22 protein-coding genes and 5 pseudogenes are annotated in these 16,488 nt (G+C 65.2%); 13 read left to right on the forward strand and 14 right to left on the reverse strand.

The window, feature by feature from the left end; genetic code table 11:
• Positions 1–7: 7 nt before the first annotated feature.
• Positions 8–229 (forward strand): hypothetical protein, encoded by a 222-nt coding sequence (locus LRS04_RS26010; protein WP_257819343.1) that lies wholly within the window; start codon positions 8–10, stop codon positions 227–229.
• 87 nt (positions 230–316) lie between these two features.
• On the opposite strand, the gene LRS04_RS26015 is transcribed toward LRS04_RS26010, so the two are convergent.
• The 3 genes from LRS04_RS26015 to LRS04_RS26025 form a co-directional block, all read right to left on the reverse strand.
• Positions 317–1,582 carry a mechanosensitive ion channel gene (locus tag LRS04_RS26015; protein ID WP_257819344.1) on the reverse strand — a complete coding sequence of 422 codons (1,266 nt, stop codon included), beginning with the start codon at positions 1,580–1,582 and terminating at the stop codon, positions 317–319.
• Positions 1,583–1,881: 299 nt separating this feature from the next.
• Positions 1,882–2,391, reverse strand: a complete 510-nt coding sequence (locus LRS04_RS26020; RefSeq protein ID WP_257819345.1) for a sensor histidine kinase — start codon at positions 2,389–2,391, stop codon at positions 1,882–1,884.
• Positions 2,392–2,396: 5 nt separating this feature from the next.
• Entirely contained in the window at positions 2,397–2,564 is a 168-nt protein-coding gene (locus LRS04_RS26025; RefSeq protein ID WP_257819346.1) for a hypothetical protein, read from the reverse strand.
• Positions 2,565–3,046: 482 nt separating this feature from the next.
• On the opposite strand from LRS04_RS26025, the gene LRS04_RS26030 reads away from it, so the two are divergent.
• Positions 3,047–3,475, forward strand: coding sequence for a tellurite resistance TerB family protein (locus LRS04_RS26030; RefSeq protein ID WP_257819347.1), 429 nt, complete (start codon positions 3,047–3,049; stop codon positions 3,473–3,475).
• A gap of 251 nt (positions 3,476–3,726) precedes the next feature.
• Here LRS04_RS26030 and LRS04_RS26035 read toward each other — a convergent pair whose 3' ends face one another.
• Positions 3,727–4,035 (reverse strand): LysR substrate-binding domain-containing protein, encoded by a 309-nt coding sequence (locus tag LRS04_RS26035; RefSeq protein ID WP_257819348.1) that lies wholly within the window; start codon positions 4,033–4,035, stop codon positions 3,727–3,729.
• A gap of 127 nt (positions 4,036–4,162) precedes the next feature.
• On the reverse strand, positions 4,163–4,624 hold the full coding sequence (locus LRS04_RS26040; protein ID WP_257819349.1) for a LysR family transcriptional regulator: 462 nt from the start codon (positions 4,622–4,624) through the stop codon (positions 4,163–4,165).
• 83 nt (positions 4,625–4,707) lie between these two features.
• On the opposite strand from LRS04_RS26040, the gene LRS04_RS26045 reads away from it, so the two are divergent.
• The 3 genes from LRS04_RS26045 to LRS04_RS26055 all read left to right on the forward strand — a co-directional run bounded on the left by LRS04_RS26045 (position 4,708) and on the right by LRS04_RS26055 (position 6,971).
• Positions 4,708–5,685, forward strand: coding sequence for a sodium-dependent bicarbonate transport family permease (locus tag LRS04_RS26045; RefSeq protein WP_257819350.1), 978 nt, complete (start codon positions 4,708–4,710; stop codon positions 5,683–5,685).
• A 499-nt stretch (positions 5,686–6,184) separates the two neighbouring features.
• The gene (locus LRS04_RS26050) at positions 6,185–6,631 is read left to right on the forward strand and encodes a TerB family tellurite resistance protein (protein ID WP_257819351.1); all 447 of its coding nucleotides are present in this window, start codon (positions 6,185–6,187) and stop codon (positions 6,629–6,631) included.
• A gap of 76 nt (positions 6,632–6,707) precedes the next feature.
• Positions 6,708–6,971, forward strand: coding sequence for a universal stress protein (locus LRS04_RS26055; RefSeq protein WP_257819352.1), 264 nt, complete (start codon positions 6,708–6,710; stop codon positions 6,969–6,971).
• A 25-nt stretch (positions 6,972–6,996) separates the two neighbouring features.
• On the opposite strand, the pseudogene LRS04_RS26060 reads toward LRS04_RS26055, so the two are convergent.
• The 5 genes and pseudogenes from LRS04_RS26060 to LRS04_RS27395 form a co-directional block, all read right to left on the reverse strand.
• Positions 6,997–8,167, reverse strand: a pseudogene (locus LRS04_RS26060) (IS3 family transposase).
• Between the two features lie 498 nt (positions 8,168–8,665).
• Positions 8,666–9,130 carry a universal stress protein gene (locus tag LRS04_RS26065; RefSeq protein WP_257819353.1) on the reverse strand — a complete coding sequence of 155 codons (465 nt, stop codon included), beginning with the start codon at positions 9,128–9,130 and terminating at the stop codon, positions 8,666–8,668.
• A 240-nt stretch (positions 9,131–9,370) separates the two neighbouring features.
• On the reverse strand, positions 9,371–9,883 hold the full coding sequence (locus tag LRS04_RS26070) for a sensor histidine kinase (protein WP_257819354.1): 513 nt from the start codon (positions 9,881–9,883) through the stop codon (positions 9,371–9,373).
• 402 nt (positions 9,884–10,285) lie between these two features.
• Positions 10,286–10,642 carry a hypothetical protein gene (locus LRS04_RS27390; protein WP_308238522.1) on the reverse strand — a complete coding sequence of 119 codons (357 nt, stop codon included), beginning with the start codon at positions 10,640–10,642 and terminating at the stop codon, positions 10,286–10,288.
• 10 nt (positions 10,643–10,652) lie between these two features.
• Positions 10,653–11,612 carry an AMP-binding protein gene (locus LRS04_RS27395; protein ID WP_308238524.1) on the reverse strand — a complete coding sequence of 320 codons (960 nt, stop codon included), beginning with the start codon at positions 11,610–11,612 and terminating at the stop codon, positions 10,653–10,655.
• Between LRS04_RS27395 and LRS04_RS27400 the strand changes: the two genes are divergently transcribed.
• The gene (locus LRS04_RS27400) at positions 11,599–12,072 is read left to right on the forward strand and encodes a hypothetical protein (protein WP_308238526.1); all 474 of its coding nucleotides are present in this window, start codon (positions 11,599–11,601) and stop codon (positions 12,070–12,072) included. The genes LRS04_RS27395 and LRS04_RS27400 overlap by 14 nt on opposite strands.
• A 280-nt stretch (positions 12,073–12,352) precedes the next feature.
• Positions 12,353–12,823, forward strand: a complete 471-nt coding sequence (locus LRS04_RS26080) for a tellurite resistance TerB family protein (protein ID WP_257819355.1) — start codon at positions 12,353–12,355, stop codon at positions 12,821–12,823.
• Between the two features lie 265 nt (positions 12,824–13,088).
• Here the strand turns inward: LRS04_RS26080 and LRS04_RS26085 are convergent, their stop codons facing one another.
• The 4 genes and pseudogenes from LRS04_RS26085 to LRS04_RS26100 all read right to left on the reverse strand — a co-directional run.
• Entirely contained in the window at positions 13,089–13,379 is a 291-nt protein-coding gene (locus tag LRS04_RS26085; RefSeq protein WP_308238546.1) for a hypothetical protein, read from the reverse strand.
• Positions 13,380–13,500: 121 nt separating this feature from the next.
• Positions 13,501–13,650 (reverse strand): annotated as a pseudogene (locus LRS04_RS26090) (LysR substrate-binding domain-containing protein); the annotation flags it as partial.
• On the reverse strand, positions 13,599–13,826 hold the full coding sequence (locus tag LRS04_RS26095) for a hypothetical protein (RefSeq protein ID WP_257819430.1): 228 nt from the start codon (positions 13,824–13,826) through the stop codon (positions 13,599–13,601). The pseudogene LRS04_RS26090 and the gene LRS04_RS26095, both read right to left, overlap by 52 nt.
• A 61-nt stretch (positions 13,827–13,887) precedes the next feature.
• Positions 13,888–13,989: pseudogene (locus LRS04_RS26100) on the reverse strand (hypothetical protein); the annotation flags it as partial.
• Positions 13,990–14,082: 93 nt separating this feature from the next.
• Between LRS04_RS26100 and LRS04_RS26105 the strand changes: the two are divergent.
• From LRS04_RS26105 to LRS04_RS28625, 6 genes and pseudogenes are all read left to right on the forward strand, one after another.
• Positions 14,083–14,199, forward strand: a pseudogene (locus tag LRS04_RS26105) (hypothetical protein); the annotation flags it as partial.
• Positions 14,200–14,257: 58 nt separating this feature from the next.
• Positions 14,258–15,052, forward strand: a complete 795-nt coding sequence (locus LRS04_RS26110; protein ID WP_257819356.1) for a sodium-dependent bicarbonate transport family permease — start codon at positions 14,258–14,260, stop codon at positions 15,050–15,052.
• A gap of 192 nt (positions 15,053–15,244) precedes the next feature.
• Positions 15,245–15,544 (forward strand): hypothetical protein, encoded by a 300-nt coding sequence (locus tag LRS04_RS26115; RefSeq protein WP_257819357.1) that lies wholly within the window; start codon positions 15,245–15,247, stop codon positions 15,542–15,544.
• An 8-nt stretch (positions 15,545–15,552) separates the two neighbouring features.
• Entirely contained in the window at positions 15,553–15,999 is a 447-nt protein-coding gene (locus tag LRS04_RS26120) for a TerB family tellurite resistance protein (RefSeq protein ID WP_257819358.1), read from the forward strand.
• Between the two features lie 60 nt (positions 16,000–16,059).
• Positions 16,060–16,365, forward strand: a complete 306-nt coding sequence (locus tag LRS04_RS28620; protein ID WP_374577666.1) for a universal stress protein — start codon at positions 16,060–16,062, stop codon at positions 16,363–16,365.
• Positions 16,277–16,477, forward strand: a pseudogene (locus LRS04_RS28625) (universal stress protein); the annotation flags it as partial. The gene LRS04_RS28620 and the pseudogene LRS04_RS28625, both read left to right, overlap by 89 nt.
• Between the last annotated feature and the right edge of the window lie 11 nt (positions 16,478–16,488).

The following is a 16,488-nucleotide window of genomic DNA, read 5'->3' on the forward strand; positions in this document are numbered from 1 at the left end:
GGTCGCCTTGAAGGCGGTAGCGCAAGATCTGACGCGGGATTTCGGCGACACCGGCGAGAACCTCCGGGACGCCATGGACCTGGCGCCGATCGCCGTGGTGAAGGCCGCCTCCGCCTTGGCTCAGGCGGCGACCCGTCCGCGCGTGCTCGCCTTCGGCCTGGCGGTGATCGTGGCTGGGGCGGTGATCCTGACTCTACGGCTGCAAAGGCCGCCTAAGCCGTCGCCGTAGTCCGTCTGGGAGCAGAAGATGTCCAAGACGTTGTGGAGGGAGCGCCGCTTCCTCCACAACTGCTTCCGGGAGCGCCTCGCGGGGGCCTCAAGCCGGCCCGGTCTCCGACGTCTTGTCCACCGCCGCCTTCGTGGTCCACCGCTCGGCAAGCCGGCCGGCGGCCTCACGCCCGCCAAGCCCGAAAGCCAGGGCGGCGGCGACCGCTGCAGACCCGAGGATGAGGCCGAACGCGAGGATTACGATTTCGTCAGCGATACCCATGAACTGAAGGCCCATCGCCGTGGCCAGAGCGATGGTGGACCAGCGCACGAGCGTCGAAGCGAAGCCGTGTTTGCTCCCCATCGATCGAGCGATGAAGGTGGCCAGGAAATGGGCGATCAGTACGCCCGCCGTGATGATTACGGCGCCAAACACCACCTGCCCGCCGAGCTCCAGCATTTGGCGCAGCAGGTCAGCCACGACGCTGAAGTTGAGCAGCCGAGCCGCTTCGACGGCCGAGAAGAGCATCACCGCGTAGAGGGCGATCTGGGCCACCACTTTGGAAGGCGCGATGCTGACGGTCGCAGGATCGCTGGCGACGGCCGGATCGGACGAGGTCTCCGCTCCCGCGCTGTAGAGACCAGCGACCGCTTTGTCGAAGCCGAGCGAGGGCAGGATCTGCTCGATCAGGGTCGCGACCCAGCGGGCGATGACGAAGGCGATCGCCAGCACCATGGCCGCTGCAAGCAGGCGCGGGAGCGCGTCAAGTACGGTGGTCAGGACAGCAACGGCGGGGTCGGAGATAGCCGCGATTCCAAGTTGCTGGAGCGCCGCGATGGCGGCTGGAATCAGGATGAGCACGAATACGACGATCCCGGCGGTGGGCGCTAGGCCCGTGGCTCCCGTGAGACGGCCGAACCCGGCCCGATCGAGTGTCCTGTCCACGGCAGCCGCGCTCATCGCCGCTTCCACCACTCGGCGCGCGAGGGTCGCGACGATGTAGCCGATGAAGAAAATCAGCGCCGCCCCCACAAGATTGGGGATGAAATGCGCTACGTCGGTGACAAGCACGTTCAGGGGTCCGACAGCTTCCGTCAGGCCGCGCACGCCGAGGATGCTGACTGCGGCGACCACGCCGATCAGGAGCACGAGCCAGTAGCCGAGGGACCCGAGCTGATGGCCCAAGGATTCCTTCGCCGGCTTGCCGGTGTTGTGGGCCGCCGCACCCGGCACCCGGTCGATAATGCGCGCCAGGGACCATCGCGCACCCTTAGCCAGAAACCAGGCTAGAAGGAGGACGATCACGGCGCTGAGGAGGCGCGGAGCCCAGACGGCGAACGCGCTAGTCCAATGAGGGTCGAACTCGAAAGGCATGTCTCGTTCCTTGTTTTGATGTTGGGTACGCTGAAGGCGCAGGGATTACGGCGCGCCGCTTTGCGCGCGAGGGCCGCCGCTGTGTCCTCGCGCTGTACCCGCCAGCGGAGCTAGCGCTTGAGGCGGATGCGGCGGAACCAGTTGGGCGCAACCTTTCACGGCATCGCCTCGGCTCGCCCCAGGCGTGGGCGAGGAGGAAGCCGGCTACCAGGAAACAGGCGCCCAGGGCTTGAGCTATCTGCCAGCTAAGACCGATCCGCATGGTGGTGCTCCTGTTGTTGCGTCGGGGGCTTTGGCGCTCAGCTCCAGGCGCCGGAAGGGGGGTGCCGCGGGATCCGAACGAGCACCCGCAGACCTGTCTTCGTGGAGACAAACTCAGCGGCGCCGCCAGCCTTGCGCGCCAGTTGACGGATCAGCCGAAGCCCCAAGCTGTTGGAAGAGGCCGCATCAGGGGCCAGCCCAGGGCCATTGTCCGCCACCTCGACGCAGACCCTGTTGAGGTCGTCGCGCCAGCACCGCACGGCGATCTGCACCATGGCGCTGCGCGGCTTCGCATGCTTCAGGGCGTTGGTCATCGCTTCGGACACAATCTGCCCAAGAGGCAGCACGGCCTCAGGCCGGACAGCGCAGTCGTCAGCCAACTCTTGGTGGAGCAAGACGCGCCCAGGAGACGTCAGGGCGGCGCTCCCGGCGACGCGGCGCAGATGGTCCGAGAGGGGAATGTCCTGGCCGGGGTGGAGGGCCAAGGCGCGGTGCAGTTCCGCCATTGCGAGCACCTGGGCCCGCAAACGCTCTAGGATCTGCGCCACGTCGTCTATTGAGTAAGCTTCCGCCCCTGGCGCAACTTGGTCGTTTCGAGCTGTGCCAGGCCCGCGAGCATCGCAAGGTGATTGGCGATCCGGTGGTCGGCTTCCTGAGCCGGCGTCGTCAGGAGTTCGGCGTTGGCAAAGCCCAGGTTCCGCACCTGCTGATGAAAACCCATGTCCAGCTCCTTTGCTTGTGGCGCGCCTCGCCTGAGGGCGACGCAACAGCGCCGCTAGCCTGATCTTGGTAGCCGCTGCAGAATATCAAGTAGAATTCAAAGGCCAGATCTAGATGATTTGAAGAACTGATCTTAGTCACGCGGCCATTCAAGGACGTCGTTTGCCTAGCTCCGCGCCTGGGAGATGAGTTTTCCTTTCACTCAGGCGGGTGACGAGGGAGTTTTGGAGGGATGAGCCAAGGCAATGACCTTCATTGTCATTTCTCATTCGCAGTCGGGCGCAGCAGTCATCATCTCTAGCTGGCGGGCCGGGCCCCTCTGACGATCATCCTGGTCGTGATGTCGGACCGCATCGGGTGCCTCGAAGCTGGGTCCGGTGTCGTTGCCTGTGCGCGCACACCATCTGGCGTCGGCGCCCCCCTTTGAAGAGGGAACTAGCCATGAACCATGTTGTCCGTCGTCGCCGGTCTCCGCCTGAAATCATGGCCAGCGATATCTGGACCCCCGGTGATGAGATCCAGTTGAACGCGCTGATTGCGGCCTGCGCCCTCGTGGCCCAAGCCGATGGCTGCGTACGACCCGAGGAACGCCACCGCATGATCGCCCGGATGCGGAGCACTTCGGCGGCCGCGGTCTTCGGCATGCAGGAGGTGTTGCAGGGCTTCGAAACCCTCAGCGATCATCTCGCCCGCGATCGGCAGGACGGGGCGGCTGTGGCCGAAGCGGCGGTCCGCCGGCTGGCCGGACAGGCAGGTGTCTCGCGACGCCTGATCGACACCGCGGCTGCGATCGCTCAGGCGGACGGCGATTACGATGCCGAAGAACACTCTGTTGTGCTGCAGCTGTGCGAGCTTCTCGGCCTTCCAGTTGCCGCCTGTGCTGCGCGAGTCGATTTGGACGCGCCCACGTGAGGATCGGCCCATCCACCCTGCCGCTTTGGAGCGCAGCCTGGTCAGCTCAGCTGGCGCAGACGGTCGTGCTGGCCGCAAGTCACCGCAGCAGCGCGACGGATCGTCCGGTGGAGGCCATCGCGCCTGTGCAAGAGCCCGCAGCCACGCCGCGGCCCGGTCCTCGCATCGTCGACATCCGGGTGTGAACCTGCACCACCTCGCTCTAGCGCCCCGCGCCGCCACACCCTCCTCAGGGCGTGAGGCCTGCACGCCTAAGCAGCGGCGTGCAGGGCGTGGCGGCGATCGAGCGCGCTGAGCACAAACTCTGCGAGCCGGGCCGCCGCCATGGGGACAGCGGTCCGGGCGCGCAGCAGCGCGATCTCCGCATCGGGCAGAATGGGCAAGCCGTCGCTTTCTCCCAACACGACCAGATCCGCCGGCGCCATATCTCGCGGCAACACCGTAACGCCCAGCCCCGCCCGCAAAGCGGCATGCTGGCCGGCGAGCGAGGGACTCGTATAGGCGCAGCGCCAGGGCCGGCCGGAGGCTTCGAGCGCGGCAATGGCGCGCTTGCGGTACACGCAGGGCGATGGAGCGAGGATCAGGGAGCGACCGATGCCCCCTCTAGGACGCTCTTGTCCGCCGCGACCCACACGAGATGCTCGCGCCACACGCGCACGCCCTGGTCAGGTCCTAAAGGTTCTCGCTTCACAAGCGCGACATCAAGCTGCCCCTCGCGAAGCTTTCGAGAAGGTGAAGGGTGAGGTCGCAGGTGACGGTGAGCGCGACCTTCGGATGGAGCCGTGCGAATTGCCCGAGGATGTCGGGCAGATGGACCGTCGCGAAATCCTCCGGCGCTCCGAGTCGGACCTCGCCTTCGATGTCGTCGCCTCTCACCTCCGCGAGTATTTCGTCGTTCACGCGCAGAAGCCGGCGCGCCTGCGGAAGGAAGATTTCGCCTTCTTCGGTGAGCACGACATGACGTGGATCTCGCGATAGCAGGGTGACACCCACCTGATCTTCGAGCCGGCGCATCTGCAGGCTGACGGCGGACTGGCTGCGGCCCAAGCGCTGCCCTGCCCGTGTGAAGTTTTGCGCCTCCACCACGGTGACGAAGGTCCGGATCAGGTCCAGATCAAGATTGACGTTTCTTTGGGTGCGGTGAGGCATAATTAGCGCAGCATATCGGTTCGATGCCAAATATCAAGGTTACGCCTTTGCAGCTGCCAGGGTAAGGCCGCCGCCTGCATCCTGTGAGCACCCGATGGACCTCAGCACACCCAGGCCCTGGCCGCGCCCGGCACTCTGTTCTTCATCTTGGGCGGGTCGCAGGCTTCGCCCGTTCCGATCTCAGCGTTCCAGAGCAGGTCTCGCGCGGTCTGGCGCTCTACCTGATGCTATGCATTGGGTTCAAAGGGGGCGTGGAGGCTCGTGTTCATGGCGCGGACGCCGCGATGATCAGCGCGGGTATCGCCGGCCTGCTGCTGAGCTTTGTCACCCCCTTCGTCGTCTTCGGGCTCCTCCAACGCCTGGGCCGCATCGATCGGTCAACCAGCGCCGCAACCGGCGCGGCCTACGGTTCGGTTTCGGTGGTAACCTTTGCGGCCGCGAGCGAGTTTCTCAGAAGCATCGGCTTGGCGCCGGCGGGTTATATGGCCGCGGTTCTCGCCGTCATGGAGACGCCGGCGATCCTCGCTGGCTTGCTGTTGGCGCGTCGCGCGCCGGCCTCCGCCCGTTCGGCGACCGCCGCTCGCGCGCTGCATGAGGTGTTCTTCAACGGCGCTCTGATGCTGCTCGTAGGAAGCTTCGTCGTCGGCTTGGCGACGGGCGAATCCGGGATGAGCAAGCTGGAACCTTTCGTGAACGCAATTTTCCAAGGCGCGCTCTGCTTCTTCCTTCTCGATATGGGGCTGACAGCAGCAAGGAGCCTGCAGGCTCGGCGGCCGCTACATCCAAGCCTCATTGGACTCGGCATCGCCATTCCTCTGGCGTGCGCGGCCGTGGCGCTCGCGGCGGCGGCGATCCTGAGCCTGCCAGTTCCGGAAGCCGCCATGCTCATGGTGCTGGCCGGCTCGGCGTCCTACATCGCTGTTCCCGCGGCGATGCGCCTTGCGCTGCCGGAAGCGAATGCCGGCGTCTATGTCACGCTTCCGCTTGCGGTGACCTTCCCTTTCAATCTGCTCGTGGGCATTCCGCTCTATGCCTGGATCGCTTCTGCGTTGCTTGGTTAGGATGAGCGGCGCTTGTCATCCACATCGCCTTTACTCATCGGCCGCGGCCTTGCGTCCGATAGCAGCGCCGCTGACATCTACAGCGGACCGGGCCCCTCTGGTGCAGCCTGCGGCGTGCAGCGCGACACGATGTCGGTCCACACAGAAGGCCGCCCGCCTTGGGGGCGCGGCCGCAGCGACCGGAGGGTTTGATGTTCTTGACGATGATGAGGAGCTGTCAGCAGGAAGTTCGCGCCGCTCGCGCAGCGCTCAGCGATGAGCGGTGCAAGGCGCAGCCGGATCCGACGCGCATCGCCGCGCTGGAAGCTTGTGAGCGTCGCGCGCTGGCGACAGCGATCCTGGGGCAGATCTGGTGGGGTCCGTACTGGGCCGTCGCTGACCTCTGGTGGGGACGCGGAGCCGATGCCGATACGGGTTCAGCCTCGGATGGCCCGGGCGAACATCCGAGACCCCGGACGCAGCCCACGCCCATGTTGATGGCAGCGGAGTAGTCAAGCAAATGCCCGGAAACCGCCGAGACTACGAGGCTGTCCGAACCGAACTCCCGCAGCCGAGCCATCCGGTGTTCGGGCCCGCGCTCGCGGCCGCATGCGCAATGGTTGCAAGCGCTGACGGCTGGCCGTCGGATGAGGAGCGCACTCAGCTTCTCCAGCGAATGCGCCTTCTGGCCGCCGGCGGGACCCTGGACCTGAACGGGCTTGTCGAGACCTTCGACGGCTTGCTCGAGGCCCTGCTCTCAGACCCCGGGAAAGCGGAGGCGAGGTGTCTGGCGCTCATTGAGCCCCTCAGTGAAGAACCCGACCTAAGGCTCGCCCTCGCCCACGCCTGCAACGCCGTAGCGATGGCTGACGGCGGCTACGACGAGGCAGAGCGCAATGTCGCCCTCCGCATCTGCCGAGCCATCAAGGTCGCACCGGAGGAGATCGGCATTGAAAGTGCGCGGTAGACCTGACCGTTCCGCCGGCGTGAGCGATCGGACCGATACGCGGCGCCAGACGCTCGGCTGCTCGCCACCGAAGACCATGCTGCTTGCGACGGACCTGAGCAGCCGCTGTGATCGCGCGCTGGACCGATCGCTGCAGCTAGCTCGGCGCTGGAACGCGCGACTTGTCGTGCTGACGGTCGTCGAACCTGAGCCGCCCAGGCGCGAGCCCGTGTTCGAGCTGCCGAGCTGGCGCCGCCCGCCTGACCGACCGAGCGCTGTCGAGGCTCGCCTGCGCCGAGATCTGCACGAGCACGGGACGGTCGTCGACGTGAAGGTAGTCGAAGGAGATCCAGCGGCCTGATCTTCCCCCGAAAAAGTGGACGGGGTTAGGCCGCTCGGCGCTTGGCGTCGGCTGGGCTGACGTAGCCCAGGGCTGAGTGCAGGCGGCGGGGATTGTAGAAGCCCTCGATGTACTGGAACAGATCGCGCCGGGCCTGGTCGCGGGTGGCGTAGACCCGGTGGTGGACGCGCTCGGTCTTGAGGGTGTGGAAGAAGCTCTCCATCGGGGCGTTGTCCCAGCAGTCGCCCTTGCGGCTCATGGAGGGCGTAATCCCTGAGCCGGCAAGGGCCTGGCGGTAGGCCTCGGCGGCGTACTGGATGCCGCGGTCGGAGTGATGGATCAGCCCAGGCGCCGGTCGCTGGCGCTGGACGGCCATGGTGAGCGCGTCGAGCGCGATCTCAGTGTGCAGGGTCTGGCGCATCGACCAACCGACGATCTTGCGGGTGTGCATGTCGAGTATCGCGGCGAGGTAGAGCCACCCCTCGCCGGTGGGGATGTAGGTGAGGTCGGCGAGCCAGATCTGGTTGGGAGCGGCGGCCTGGAAGTTGCGGGCGAGCCGGTTGGGGGCGATCGGATAGCCATGACGGCTGTCCGTGGTCCGGGCCCGGCGAGGCAGCGCCGCCAGCCCGCGGATGCCGGCGCGGCGCATCAGGCGCTCGATACGTGAGCGGCCGACCCGACGTCCGTGGCCGCGCAGGATGGCGTGGACCCGGGGCGAGCCGTAGGTCCCGCTGCTCTCGGCGTGGATCAGGCGGATGTCGTCGAGCAGAGCCCGGTTGGCCGCAGCGCGCCGGCTCTCGGGCCGGGCGCGCCAGGCGTAGTAGCCGCTGGCCGACAGCCCCAGGACCGCGCACATCACCCGAACCGGCCAGACCGCTCGATGCTCATCGACGAACCCGAACTTCATCGGGAGGCCGCTCCGAAGATGAGCGCGGCTTTTTTTAGGATGTCGCGCTCCATCCGCAGCCGCTCGTTCTCGCGACGCAACCGGGCGACCTCCGCGGCCAGATCAGACGGCGACGGGGCCGGCGCCTGCGTGGTGGGCGCCACGCCGCCCCCGTCGCCTGCGCCCCGAACCGCATCATCCATCGTCGCAGCACCGTCTCGTGCAGTCCCAACTCGCGAGCCACGGCGCCGGCCGATAGCCCGCTGCTCCTCACACGATCCACCGCCTCCCGCTTGAAGGCCTCCGGAAACACCCGGCGCGTACCGCTCATCTGACACTCCTCTCCAGCTCCTCAGAGCTAGCATGGGTGTCCACTGAAACGAGGGAGGATCAGGGTAGCCGCCGTGGGCGGCCGAGATGGCGAAGGTCGCGTCCCACACCAGAATGCGGATGTCCAGCTTGGGTTTGGCGTGCGCAAGCCCCATTAGGACGCGGCCGATTTCGTCGGGATCATCCGGCCCTTCATGGCCATCAGGGGCGAGCCGCGTGCGGGGATCGAAGCTCCAACCGAGGATATGGATCGACCTTTCGGCGGCTTCAAAGGCTGCGGCGAGAGCGTGATAGTAGGCCTCAGTATCGATGAGGAGCCCGACCCGAGTGGCTTTATTGACCTCACTGCCGTGGTGGGCGCTTTCGCCATCTGACCGCGTTATCGTAACACACCCTCCCCTTGCGGTCGCTTAGTCTGGCCTTCGCCCGGCTATCTTGCGAACTCCTGAGGTGCTTAGCCAGCAAGACACGTCGCAAACGCTCAAACAAGTAATAGTGGTCAGGAAGGCGTAGGCGTTGTTGCGACGACAAGGACTGGCACGGACGTTCTCGCCAACACCTCTGCGGTTTGGCTTCCAAGGATTAGGCGTCTGAAGCCCCGGCGACCATGCGATGCCATGACGATCAAATCGCAATCTTGATCGCGAGCCGCATCAACGATTGAGCTAGCGGGCTGGGCTCGAGGCACGTGCAGCGTTTCCGCATCCAGTCCCGCGGCCTCAGCTTGCTGCTGTATCGTCGCAAGAAGCGACTTCGCTGAGCTTGTTTGATGCTCGTCATAGTCAGCCAGCGCCGATGCAGCGCTCCAGCCTGCACTCTCTGCCCCCACATAGAGTGTGAGAGGCTCTGTCACGGTGATGATGGTGACCTTCGCGCCCAAACGTGAAGCCAGATCGATACCGTGCTGGATGCCCGTCGCGGCGACCTCAGATCCATCGGTCGGCAGCAGAATGTGACTGTACATTTGAAATCTCCTTTGATGGGTGAGAGCGAGGCTACCGTCCGCCGAAGCGGCTATGGTTTCAGCCAAGACCGACGTGGCGATTGTCGCGCCAACGCCCGCCGGGGTCGCAGCGGCCCACCCCATGCGTGAGCGAGCAGGAAACCAAGCGCTATAAGCGTCGCGCACAAGGCTTCTGCGAAATGCCAACTAGGACCGATTTTCATGGAGGCTCTCTGGTTCTAAGGTTTTGGCGGTGCGCGATCAAATGACGTAGCAGGTAGAAAGATTCCGATCCGGGAGGCGAACCAGGACACGCAGACCGTCATCTCCAGAGTGGAATTCTGCCGCCCCGCCAGCTTTCCGCGCGAGTTGTCGGATCAGGCGGAGCCCGAGACCCCCTGAGTTCGCCGGATCGGGCGCCAGCCCGCAACCATTGTCGGCCACCTCGACACAGATGGTGTCGAGGTCATCGCGCCAGCAGCGCACCACCAGCCGCACCAGGTCGCCGTCAGGCCTCGCGTGTTTGACGGCGTTAGTCATCGCCTCGGAGACGATCTGCCCGAGAGGCAGGACAGCTTCTGGCGAAACCGCGCAGTCGTCTGCGAGCTCCTGGTGGAGAAGAATCCGCCCGGCGCAGGCCAGGGCGATGATTCCAGTCACCCGACGAAGATGCTCGGAGAGATGGATGTTCTGGCCGGGGCGGAGGGCCAAGGCGCGATGCAGATCGGCCGTCGCCAGCACTTGAGCCCTCAACCTTTCGAGAATCTGCGCCACCTCTCCGCGAGAGTAGGCTTCAGGACCTTGCCGCAGCTTGGCGGCCTCGGAGCTGCGCAAGCCCGGCTAACATCGACAGATGGTTGGCGATGCGATGATCGGCTTCTTGATCCAACATCGCCAGCGGCGCCGCGTCGGCGAGGGCTATACTCTGCAGGCGTTGGTGAAGGCCCATGTCCAACCTCGCTTGTGGCTTGCCCCCCTCAGGGGCCGACGCAACAGCGCCGCTTTCCTGATCTTGGTATCCGATCCAAATCCTCATGTAGAATTCGAAAGCGCCATTCAGATGATATGCAGAACATATCTTGGGCTAGGCGGGCACTGGACGCTCAAATGCGCCAGAGCTCTAGATGCGGGTGCGTATACGCCATCGCGAGGCCGGCGCGAGCACCGCTCTCCCGCTCAGACCACAACCCGTTCCTGTTCGGCCAAGCGCTGAAGAGCACCGTAGTCAGTCTTGCCGCTGGCCAGGAGCGGAATTTCCGTGGCGCCGACAATACGTGTCGGGATCCACAAGCGAGCCGAACCGGCGCGCTTCATTCCCTCTTGCAGCTCCGTTTCATTGGGGCTGGGGTGATCTGTGATCAGTATGAGCCGCTCTCCACGCTGCTCGTCTGGAACGGCGACGACCGCATGCCGATTTTTCGCCCATACCGTTGAGACCATCTGCTCAACGCCGGCGAGCGACACCATTTCTCCGCCGATTTTCGCGAAACGCTTGAGACGTCCAAGCACGACCAGCGCGCCGTCATCGGTCACATCGCAGACATCACCTGTATCGTACCACCCGTCCGGGGGGACTGGAGAGCCCCTCCGGCGTCAAGTAGCCTGCCATGACGTTGGGGCCGCGCACGCGTAGGCGGCCGCCACGAGCAATCCCTCCAACGGGCTCGATATAAGCCTCGATGCCCGGGAGCAGCGGCCCAACAGTTCCTGGACGGTTGCGATCTGGCTGGTTCACCGCCACCACAGGAGAGCATTCTGTCGCGCCGTACCCCTCCAGCACGGGTGACGCGAACAACTTGTGAGTCTCCTCCCGCACGCGCTCCGCGCCGCAGACGACGAACCGCAAGCTATCCAGATCCCCGGGCGCAGCGACGCGTGCGTATTGGCTCACGAAACTGTCCACGCCGAGCAGGATGTCTGCTTTGGTCTCGCGAATGAGCTTCACGATGGGCTCAGCCTGTACAGGTGAGGGGTAGAGCACGGCCTTCATGCCTCGAAGCAGGGGAAGAAGCAGGCCAACGAGGCCGAAAGCGTGGAACAGCGGCAGCGGGTTGAAGATGATCCAGTCGCGGTCGGGCGCGATATGCTGAGCAATCTGCTCAGCGTTGCCGACGATATTGGCGTGGGTGAGCACCACACCCTTAGGGTCTCCGGTCGTTCCCGAGGTAAACAGGATGACAGCCGGGTCGCTAGCGACGCGGCGCAGCCTGAAGATCGTCGGGCAAGCTCCGGCGAAGGCCGCGCGGGCCTTCTCGAATGGTGTGATCGATTGGCGGAGGTCCTCCAGATAGACCAGCTGAAACTCTCGCTCTAGCGCCACCATAAGCGGTTGCAGCCGCGCCAGCTCCAGGAAGCGCCTGGAGGTGTAGATGCGGCGGACGCCGGCAAGGTGGGCGGCTCGCGTGACGTTACGTGACCCGGCGCTGAAATTGAGCATCACGGGGACGCGGCCGACGGCCTGCACGGCGAAGAAGGCGATCGCGCCGCCGATGCTGGACGGCAACAATAGTCCGACTCGTCTCGTCAGCCGTGGTCTGACGCGCGATGCGATGGCCGACGGCAAAGCAAGCGCGTATCAGATCATCATAGGTCAGGACGCGGCGCTCGTGGTCCTCCAACACCGCGCGATCACCGCCCGATTGCCGACGCGCCTCGAGCAGAGCGTCGAACACGGAACAACCAGCGTTCCTTCCGTCAAATGGAGCACCAAAGAGGTGCAGCGGGGCCTTCAAGTTCGACATAGGATGCTCCTGGAACGGCGTACTAGGCGCTTGCAGCAGACGACGCGCTTCCTGCGGTTGGCCGGGTTGCCTGCCAGGAGGAGGTCGGACCCATCATTTGGTTGGCCCCTCGAAGACGGACAACCGCGCCGTTTTTCTGATCTTGGTAGCCGACCCAAATCTTCAAGGAGAATTCGAAAACGCCATGTGGATGATATGCAGAACAAATCTCAGCAGAGGTGAGAAGGTTAGATATGCCGAAGTAGAGATGCGCCGACGCGATGACTCTCCTCCCTAGTGCGAACATCTCCCGAGAAATGAGCGCTGGAAATGGCCGGCATTAGCATTTCTCGTTCGCTTTTGCTGCAGCCGTGAGCATCTTCTATCGGCGGGCCGGGCCCCTCTGACGATCATGGTGATCGTGATGTCGGACCGCATCGGGTGTGCTCGATGAAGGGTCCGGAAGTCCGCTGTCGTGGACGCCAGCCGTAACCAGGCACACCCTCGCAAGAGGGATAATACTATGCACCATGACACCCGCCGCCATCGATCTCCTCCCGAGATCCTGGCCAGCGACATCTGGACCCCCGGTGACGAGATTCAGATGGACGCGTTGATCGCGGCCTGCACGCTGGTAGCGCACGCCGACGGGCGCGTCAGGCCTGAAGAACACCAGCGCATGATCGAGCGGATGCAGCGGACCCCCGCAGTCGCGGTCTTCGGTGTGCAGGAGGTGTTGCTGGGGTTCGAGACGCTGAGCGAGCGTCTCTCTCGCGATCCCGAGGATGGCGCGACCGTGGCGGAGGCAGCGGTTCGCCGGCTCGCCGGCCAGGCAGGCGTCTCTCGACTCCTGATCGAGACAGCATCGGCCGTCGCCCATGCGGACGGGGACTTTGCTCCCGAAGAGCGCACGGTTGTGCTTCGGCTTTGTGAACTGCTGGGCATTCCGCCGTCCGCGTGCGCGGCGCAGAACCCCGAAGGGGCGATGTCATGAGGATCGGACCGTCAGCCCTGCCCCTGTGGAGTGTGGCCTGGTCGGCTCAACTTGCGCAAACTGTCGCCTTGGCCGCCAGTCAGCGCAGTAGCGCGACGGATCGACCGGTAGAGCCGATCGCCCCCCATGAATGAGTCTCCACAAATGCCACGACCAAGCGCCCACCTGGTCGACATCCGCGTATGAGCCCCGGCACAGCGCCTGGCCGAGCCAAGAAGGGTCTCTCCTCGCAGCTCGCCCAGGCGCCTACGCGGATCTTACCGCTCTAGGCGGCGGCGTGGAGCGCGTGGCGACGGTCCAGCGCGCTCAGCACGAACTCTGCGAGCCGCGCCGCCGCTATCGGCACCGCGGTGCGAGCCCGCAGAAGAGCGATCTCCGCGTCGGGCAGGTTTGGAAGCCCCTCAGATTCTCCAAGCACAACCAGATCAGCTGGCGCCATATCCCGGGGCAGCACCGTAATGCCGAGCCCGGCCCGCAAGGCCGCGTGCTGGCCAGCCAGCGACGGGCTCGTATAGGCGCAGCGCCACGGGCGGCCGGCGGCTTCCAGCGCGGCGATGGCCCGCTTTCGATAGACGCAAGGCGAAGGCGCCCAGGATCAAAGGCGCGATCGACGTTGTTTCGAGCACGCTCTTGTCCGAGGCCACCCACACCAGGTGCTCGCGCCAGACACGCACGCCCTGGTCCGGGCCCAGGGGCTCTCGCTTCACCAGGGCGACGTCCAATTGACCCTCGCGAAGCTTCTCGATCAGGTGAAGGGTCAAGTCGCAGGTGACGGTCAGCGCCACCTTCGGATGAAGCCTCGCGAATTGCCCGAGGATGTCGGGCAGGTGAACCGTCGCAAAATCCTCGGGGCGCCGAGGCGGACCTCGCCCTCGATGTCATCGCCTCGCACCTCCGCCAGGATTTCGTCGTTGACGCGCAGAAGCCGCCGCGCCTGCGGGAGGAACATCTCGCCTTCTTCGGTCAGCACCACATGCCGTGGATCGCGCGACAGCAGGGTCACCCCCTACCTGATCCTCGAGCCGGCGCATTTGGAGGCTGACGGCCGACTGGCTCCGCCCCAGCCGCTGACCCGCCCGCGTGAAATTCTGCGCCTCCACGACAGTGACAAACGTCCGGATCAGATCCAGATCAAGATTTACGTTCCGGTGAGTGCGATGGGGCATGATTGAATAAGCATATCGGTTCCATGTCGAATATCAAGGCTACGCTTCAGCGCAGCCGGGGTAAGGCCGCCGCTCGCATCCTGTGAGCACCCGATGGACTTCAGCACCCTTCAAGCCCTGGCTGCGCCGGGGACATTGTTCTTCATCCTCGGCGCGATAGCGGGCTTCGCCCGTTCCGATCTGAGCGTTCCGGAACAGGTTTCACGCGGACTGGCGCTCTACCTGATGCTCTGCATCGGGTTCAAAGGCGGCGTGGAGGCTCGGCTCCATGGCGCGGACCCCCGTGATGCTGAGCGCCGGCGTCGCCGGGCTCCTTCTGAGCTTTGTCACACCCTTCCTGGTCTTTGGTCTGCTCGAGCGCCTCGGCCGCATCGATCGCGCCACCAGTGCTGCGACCGCGGCGGCCTACGGTTCGGTCTCTGTCGTCACCTTCGCGGCGGCGAGCGAGTTCCTCAAGAGCGTTGGTTTGGCGCCCGCTGGCTACATGGCTGCGGTTCTCGCGGTGATGGAAACGCCGGCGATCCTCGCGGGCCTGCTGCTGGCCCGGCGCGCGCCGGCGTCGGCGAGGTCGGCCACAGCTGGGCGCACAGTGCATGAAGTCCTCTTCAACGGCGCCCTTCTGCTGCTCGTCGGCAGCTTTCTCGTGGGCTTAGCCACGGGCGGGTCGGGAATGGCCAAGCTCGATCCCTTCGTGAATGGGATTTTTCAGGGCGCGCTGTGTTTCTTCCTGCTCGACATGGGGCTCACGGCCGCGAGGAGCCTCCGGGGCCGCAGGCCTTTGCATCCCAACCTGGTGGCGCTCGGCATCGCCATCCCCCTAGCGGGCGCAGGGGTGGCCCTTTTGGCGGCGCATGTCCTGAGCTTGCCTGTACCCGAAGCGGCGATGCTCATGGTCCTGGCGGGTTCGGCGTCCTACATCGCAGTCCCGGCGGCCATGCGGCTGGCGCTGCCCGAGGCGAATGCTGGGGTCTATGTGACCCTCCCGCTTGCCGTAACATTTCCATTCAACCTCCTCGTCGGCATCCCGCTCTATGCCTGGCTTGCGTCTGCGTTGCTGGGCTAGGATGAGCGAGACTTGTCACCCGGATCGGCTTTACTCATCACCTCCCCCATTGCGCTGCCGCCGTCGACCGACGACATCTACAGCAGACCGGGCCCCTCTGGCGCCGCCCTGCGCATGCAGCCGCGACGCGATGTCGGTCAGACGAGAAGCCGCGCCCCAACGGGCGCGGCCCTACAGCGACCGGAGGGTTCAATGTTCTTGACGATGATGAGCGGCTGCCAGCAGGAGGTCCGCGCTGCGCGGGCCGCGCTGATCGACGAGCGCTGCAAGGCGCAGCCGGACCCGCAGCGCATAAGGGAGCTCGAGGCGTGTGAACGCCGGGCCATGGAGGCGATCATCGCCGCGCAGATCGTGTGGGGTCCATATTGGGCCTTAGCCAATATCTGGTTCGGGAGCGGTTCAAACTCCCAAGGGCCTGCGCCGAAACCTAGCGATGATGAGCGCCCAAGTTTCAGAGCGCCGTCTGCGCCGATGCTGATGGCCGCAGAATGACCCCAACCATGACGCAGAGACACCGAAACTACGACAGGGTTCGCGCCGAGGTCCCTCAACCTGTCCACCATGCGTTCGGGCCAGCCCTCGCCGCGGCCTGCGCCATGGTCGCTAGCGCTGATGGCTGGCCGTCGGACGAGGAGCGCGCTCAGTTGCTGCAGCGGATTCACCGCCTCGCCGGGGCCGGGCTCCTGGATTGTGACAGCCTCACGAGAACGTTCGATCAGCTGCTAGAGGCCTGGGTGTCCGATCCCCCTAGGGCCGAGGCGGCCTGTTTGGTTCTGATCGAACCCGTGAAAGATGTTCCGGATCTAGCGGTCGCGCTTGCCCACGCTTGCAACGCGGTGGCGATGGCCGACGGAGGTTATGACCAGGTCGAGCGCGAGGTGGCGCTGCGCATCTGCCGCGCCATCGGGGTGCCCCCAGCGGAGATCGGCATCGATGACGCGCGGTGACCGGCGTGCTCGGCCACCGCGGTCGGTGGCGCGGGCTCATCGCCATTGTTCGAGCGGCTCATGACGAGCGAATGTCCGAAAACAGTGCTGCTCGCGACGGACCTGAGCAGTCGCTGCGATCGCGCGCAGGACCGATCCCTGCAATTGGCTCGGCGATGGAACGCGCGGCTGGTCTTGGTGACCGTGGTCGAGCCAGAGACGCCCGCGCGCGACTCCGTTTTTGAGGACGCCGAGCTGGCGCCGCCCGGCTGGGCGCACGAATGCCGTCGAAGCCCAATTGCGGCGAGACCTGCAAGGGTGCGGACATCCAATCGAAGTGAGGGTGGTCGACGGGGAGCCTGTGGCCGCTATCCTCGATGTGGCTAAGTACGAGAAGGCCGATCTCATTGTAACCGGGATCGCACGCGATGAAACGTTCGGCCGCTACCTCGTCGGAACCACGGTCGATCGACTTGCGCCGCAGGCTGAAGTCCCAATTCTGATCGCCAA

It is taken from the genome of Phenylobacterium sp. J367 (assembly GCF_024699985.1).
GTDB lineage: Bacteria > Pseudomonadota > Alphaproteobacteria > Caulobacterales > Caulobacteraceae > Phenylobacterium.

Bases quoted from the DNA above. Each gene is read 5' to 3' on its own strand.
- LRS04_RS26015 (WP_257819344.1), bottom strand. From the start codon at position 1,582: ATGCCTTTCGAGTTCGACCCTCATTGGACTAGCGCGTTCGCCGTCTGG.
- LRS04_RS26025 (WP_257819346.1), bottom strand. From the start codon at position 2,564: ATGGGTTTTCATCAGCAGGTGCGGAACCTGGGCTTTGCCAACGCCGAA.
- LRS04_RS26030 (WP_257819347.1), top strand. From the start codon at position 3,047: ATGGCCAGCGATATCTGGACCCCCGGTGATGAGATCCAGTTGAACGCG.
- LRS04_RS26040 (WP_257819349.1), bottom strand. From the start codon at position 4,624: ATGCCTCACCGCACCCAAAGAAACGTCAATCTTGATCTGGACCTGATC.
- LRS04_RS26050 (WP_257819351.1), top strand. From the start codon at position 6,185: ATGCCCGGAAACCGCCGAGACTACGAGGCTGTCCGAACCGAACTCCCG.
- LRS04_RS26055 (WP_257819352.1), top strand. From the start codon at position 6,708: ATGCTGCTTGCGACGGACCTGAGCAGCCGCTGTGATCGCGCGCTGGAC.
- LRS04_RS26065 (WP_257819353.1), bottom strand. From the start codon at position 9,130: ATGTACAGTCACATTCTGCTGCCGACCGATGGATCTGAGGTCGCCGCG.
- LRS04_RS27400 (WP_308238526.1), top strand. From the start codon at position 11,599: ATGCTGGACGGCAACAATAGTCCGACTCGTCTCGTCAGCCGTGGTCTG.
- LRS04_RS26080 (WP_257819355.1), top strand. From the start codon at position 12,353: ATGCACCATGACACCCGCCGCCATCGATCTCCTCCCGAGATCCTGGCC.
- LRS04_RS26110 (WP_257819356.1), top strand. From the start codon at position 14,258: ATGGCGCGGACCCCCGTGATGCTGAGCGCCGGCGTCGCCGGGCTCCTT.
- LRS04_RS26115 (WP_257819357.1), top strand. From the start codon at position 15,245: ATGTTCTTGACGATGATGAGCGGCTGCCAGCAGGAGGTCCGCGCTGCG.
- LRS04_RS26120 (WP_257819358.1), top strand. From the start codon at position 15,553: ATGACGCAGAGACACCGAAACTACGACAGGGTTCGCGCCGAGGTCCCT.
- LRS04_RS28620 (WP_374577666.1), top strand. From the start codon at position 16,060: ATGACGAGCGAATGTCCGAAAACAGTGCTGCTCGCGACGGACCTGAGC.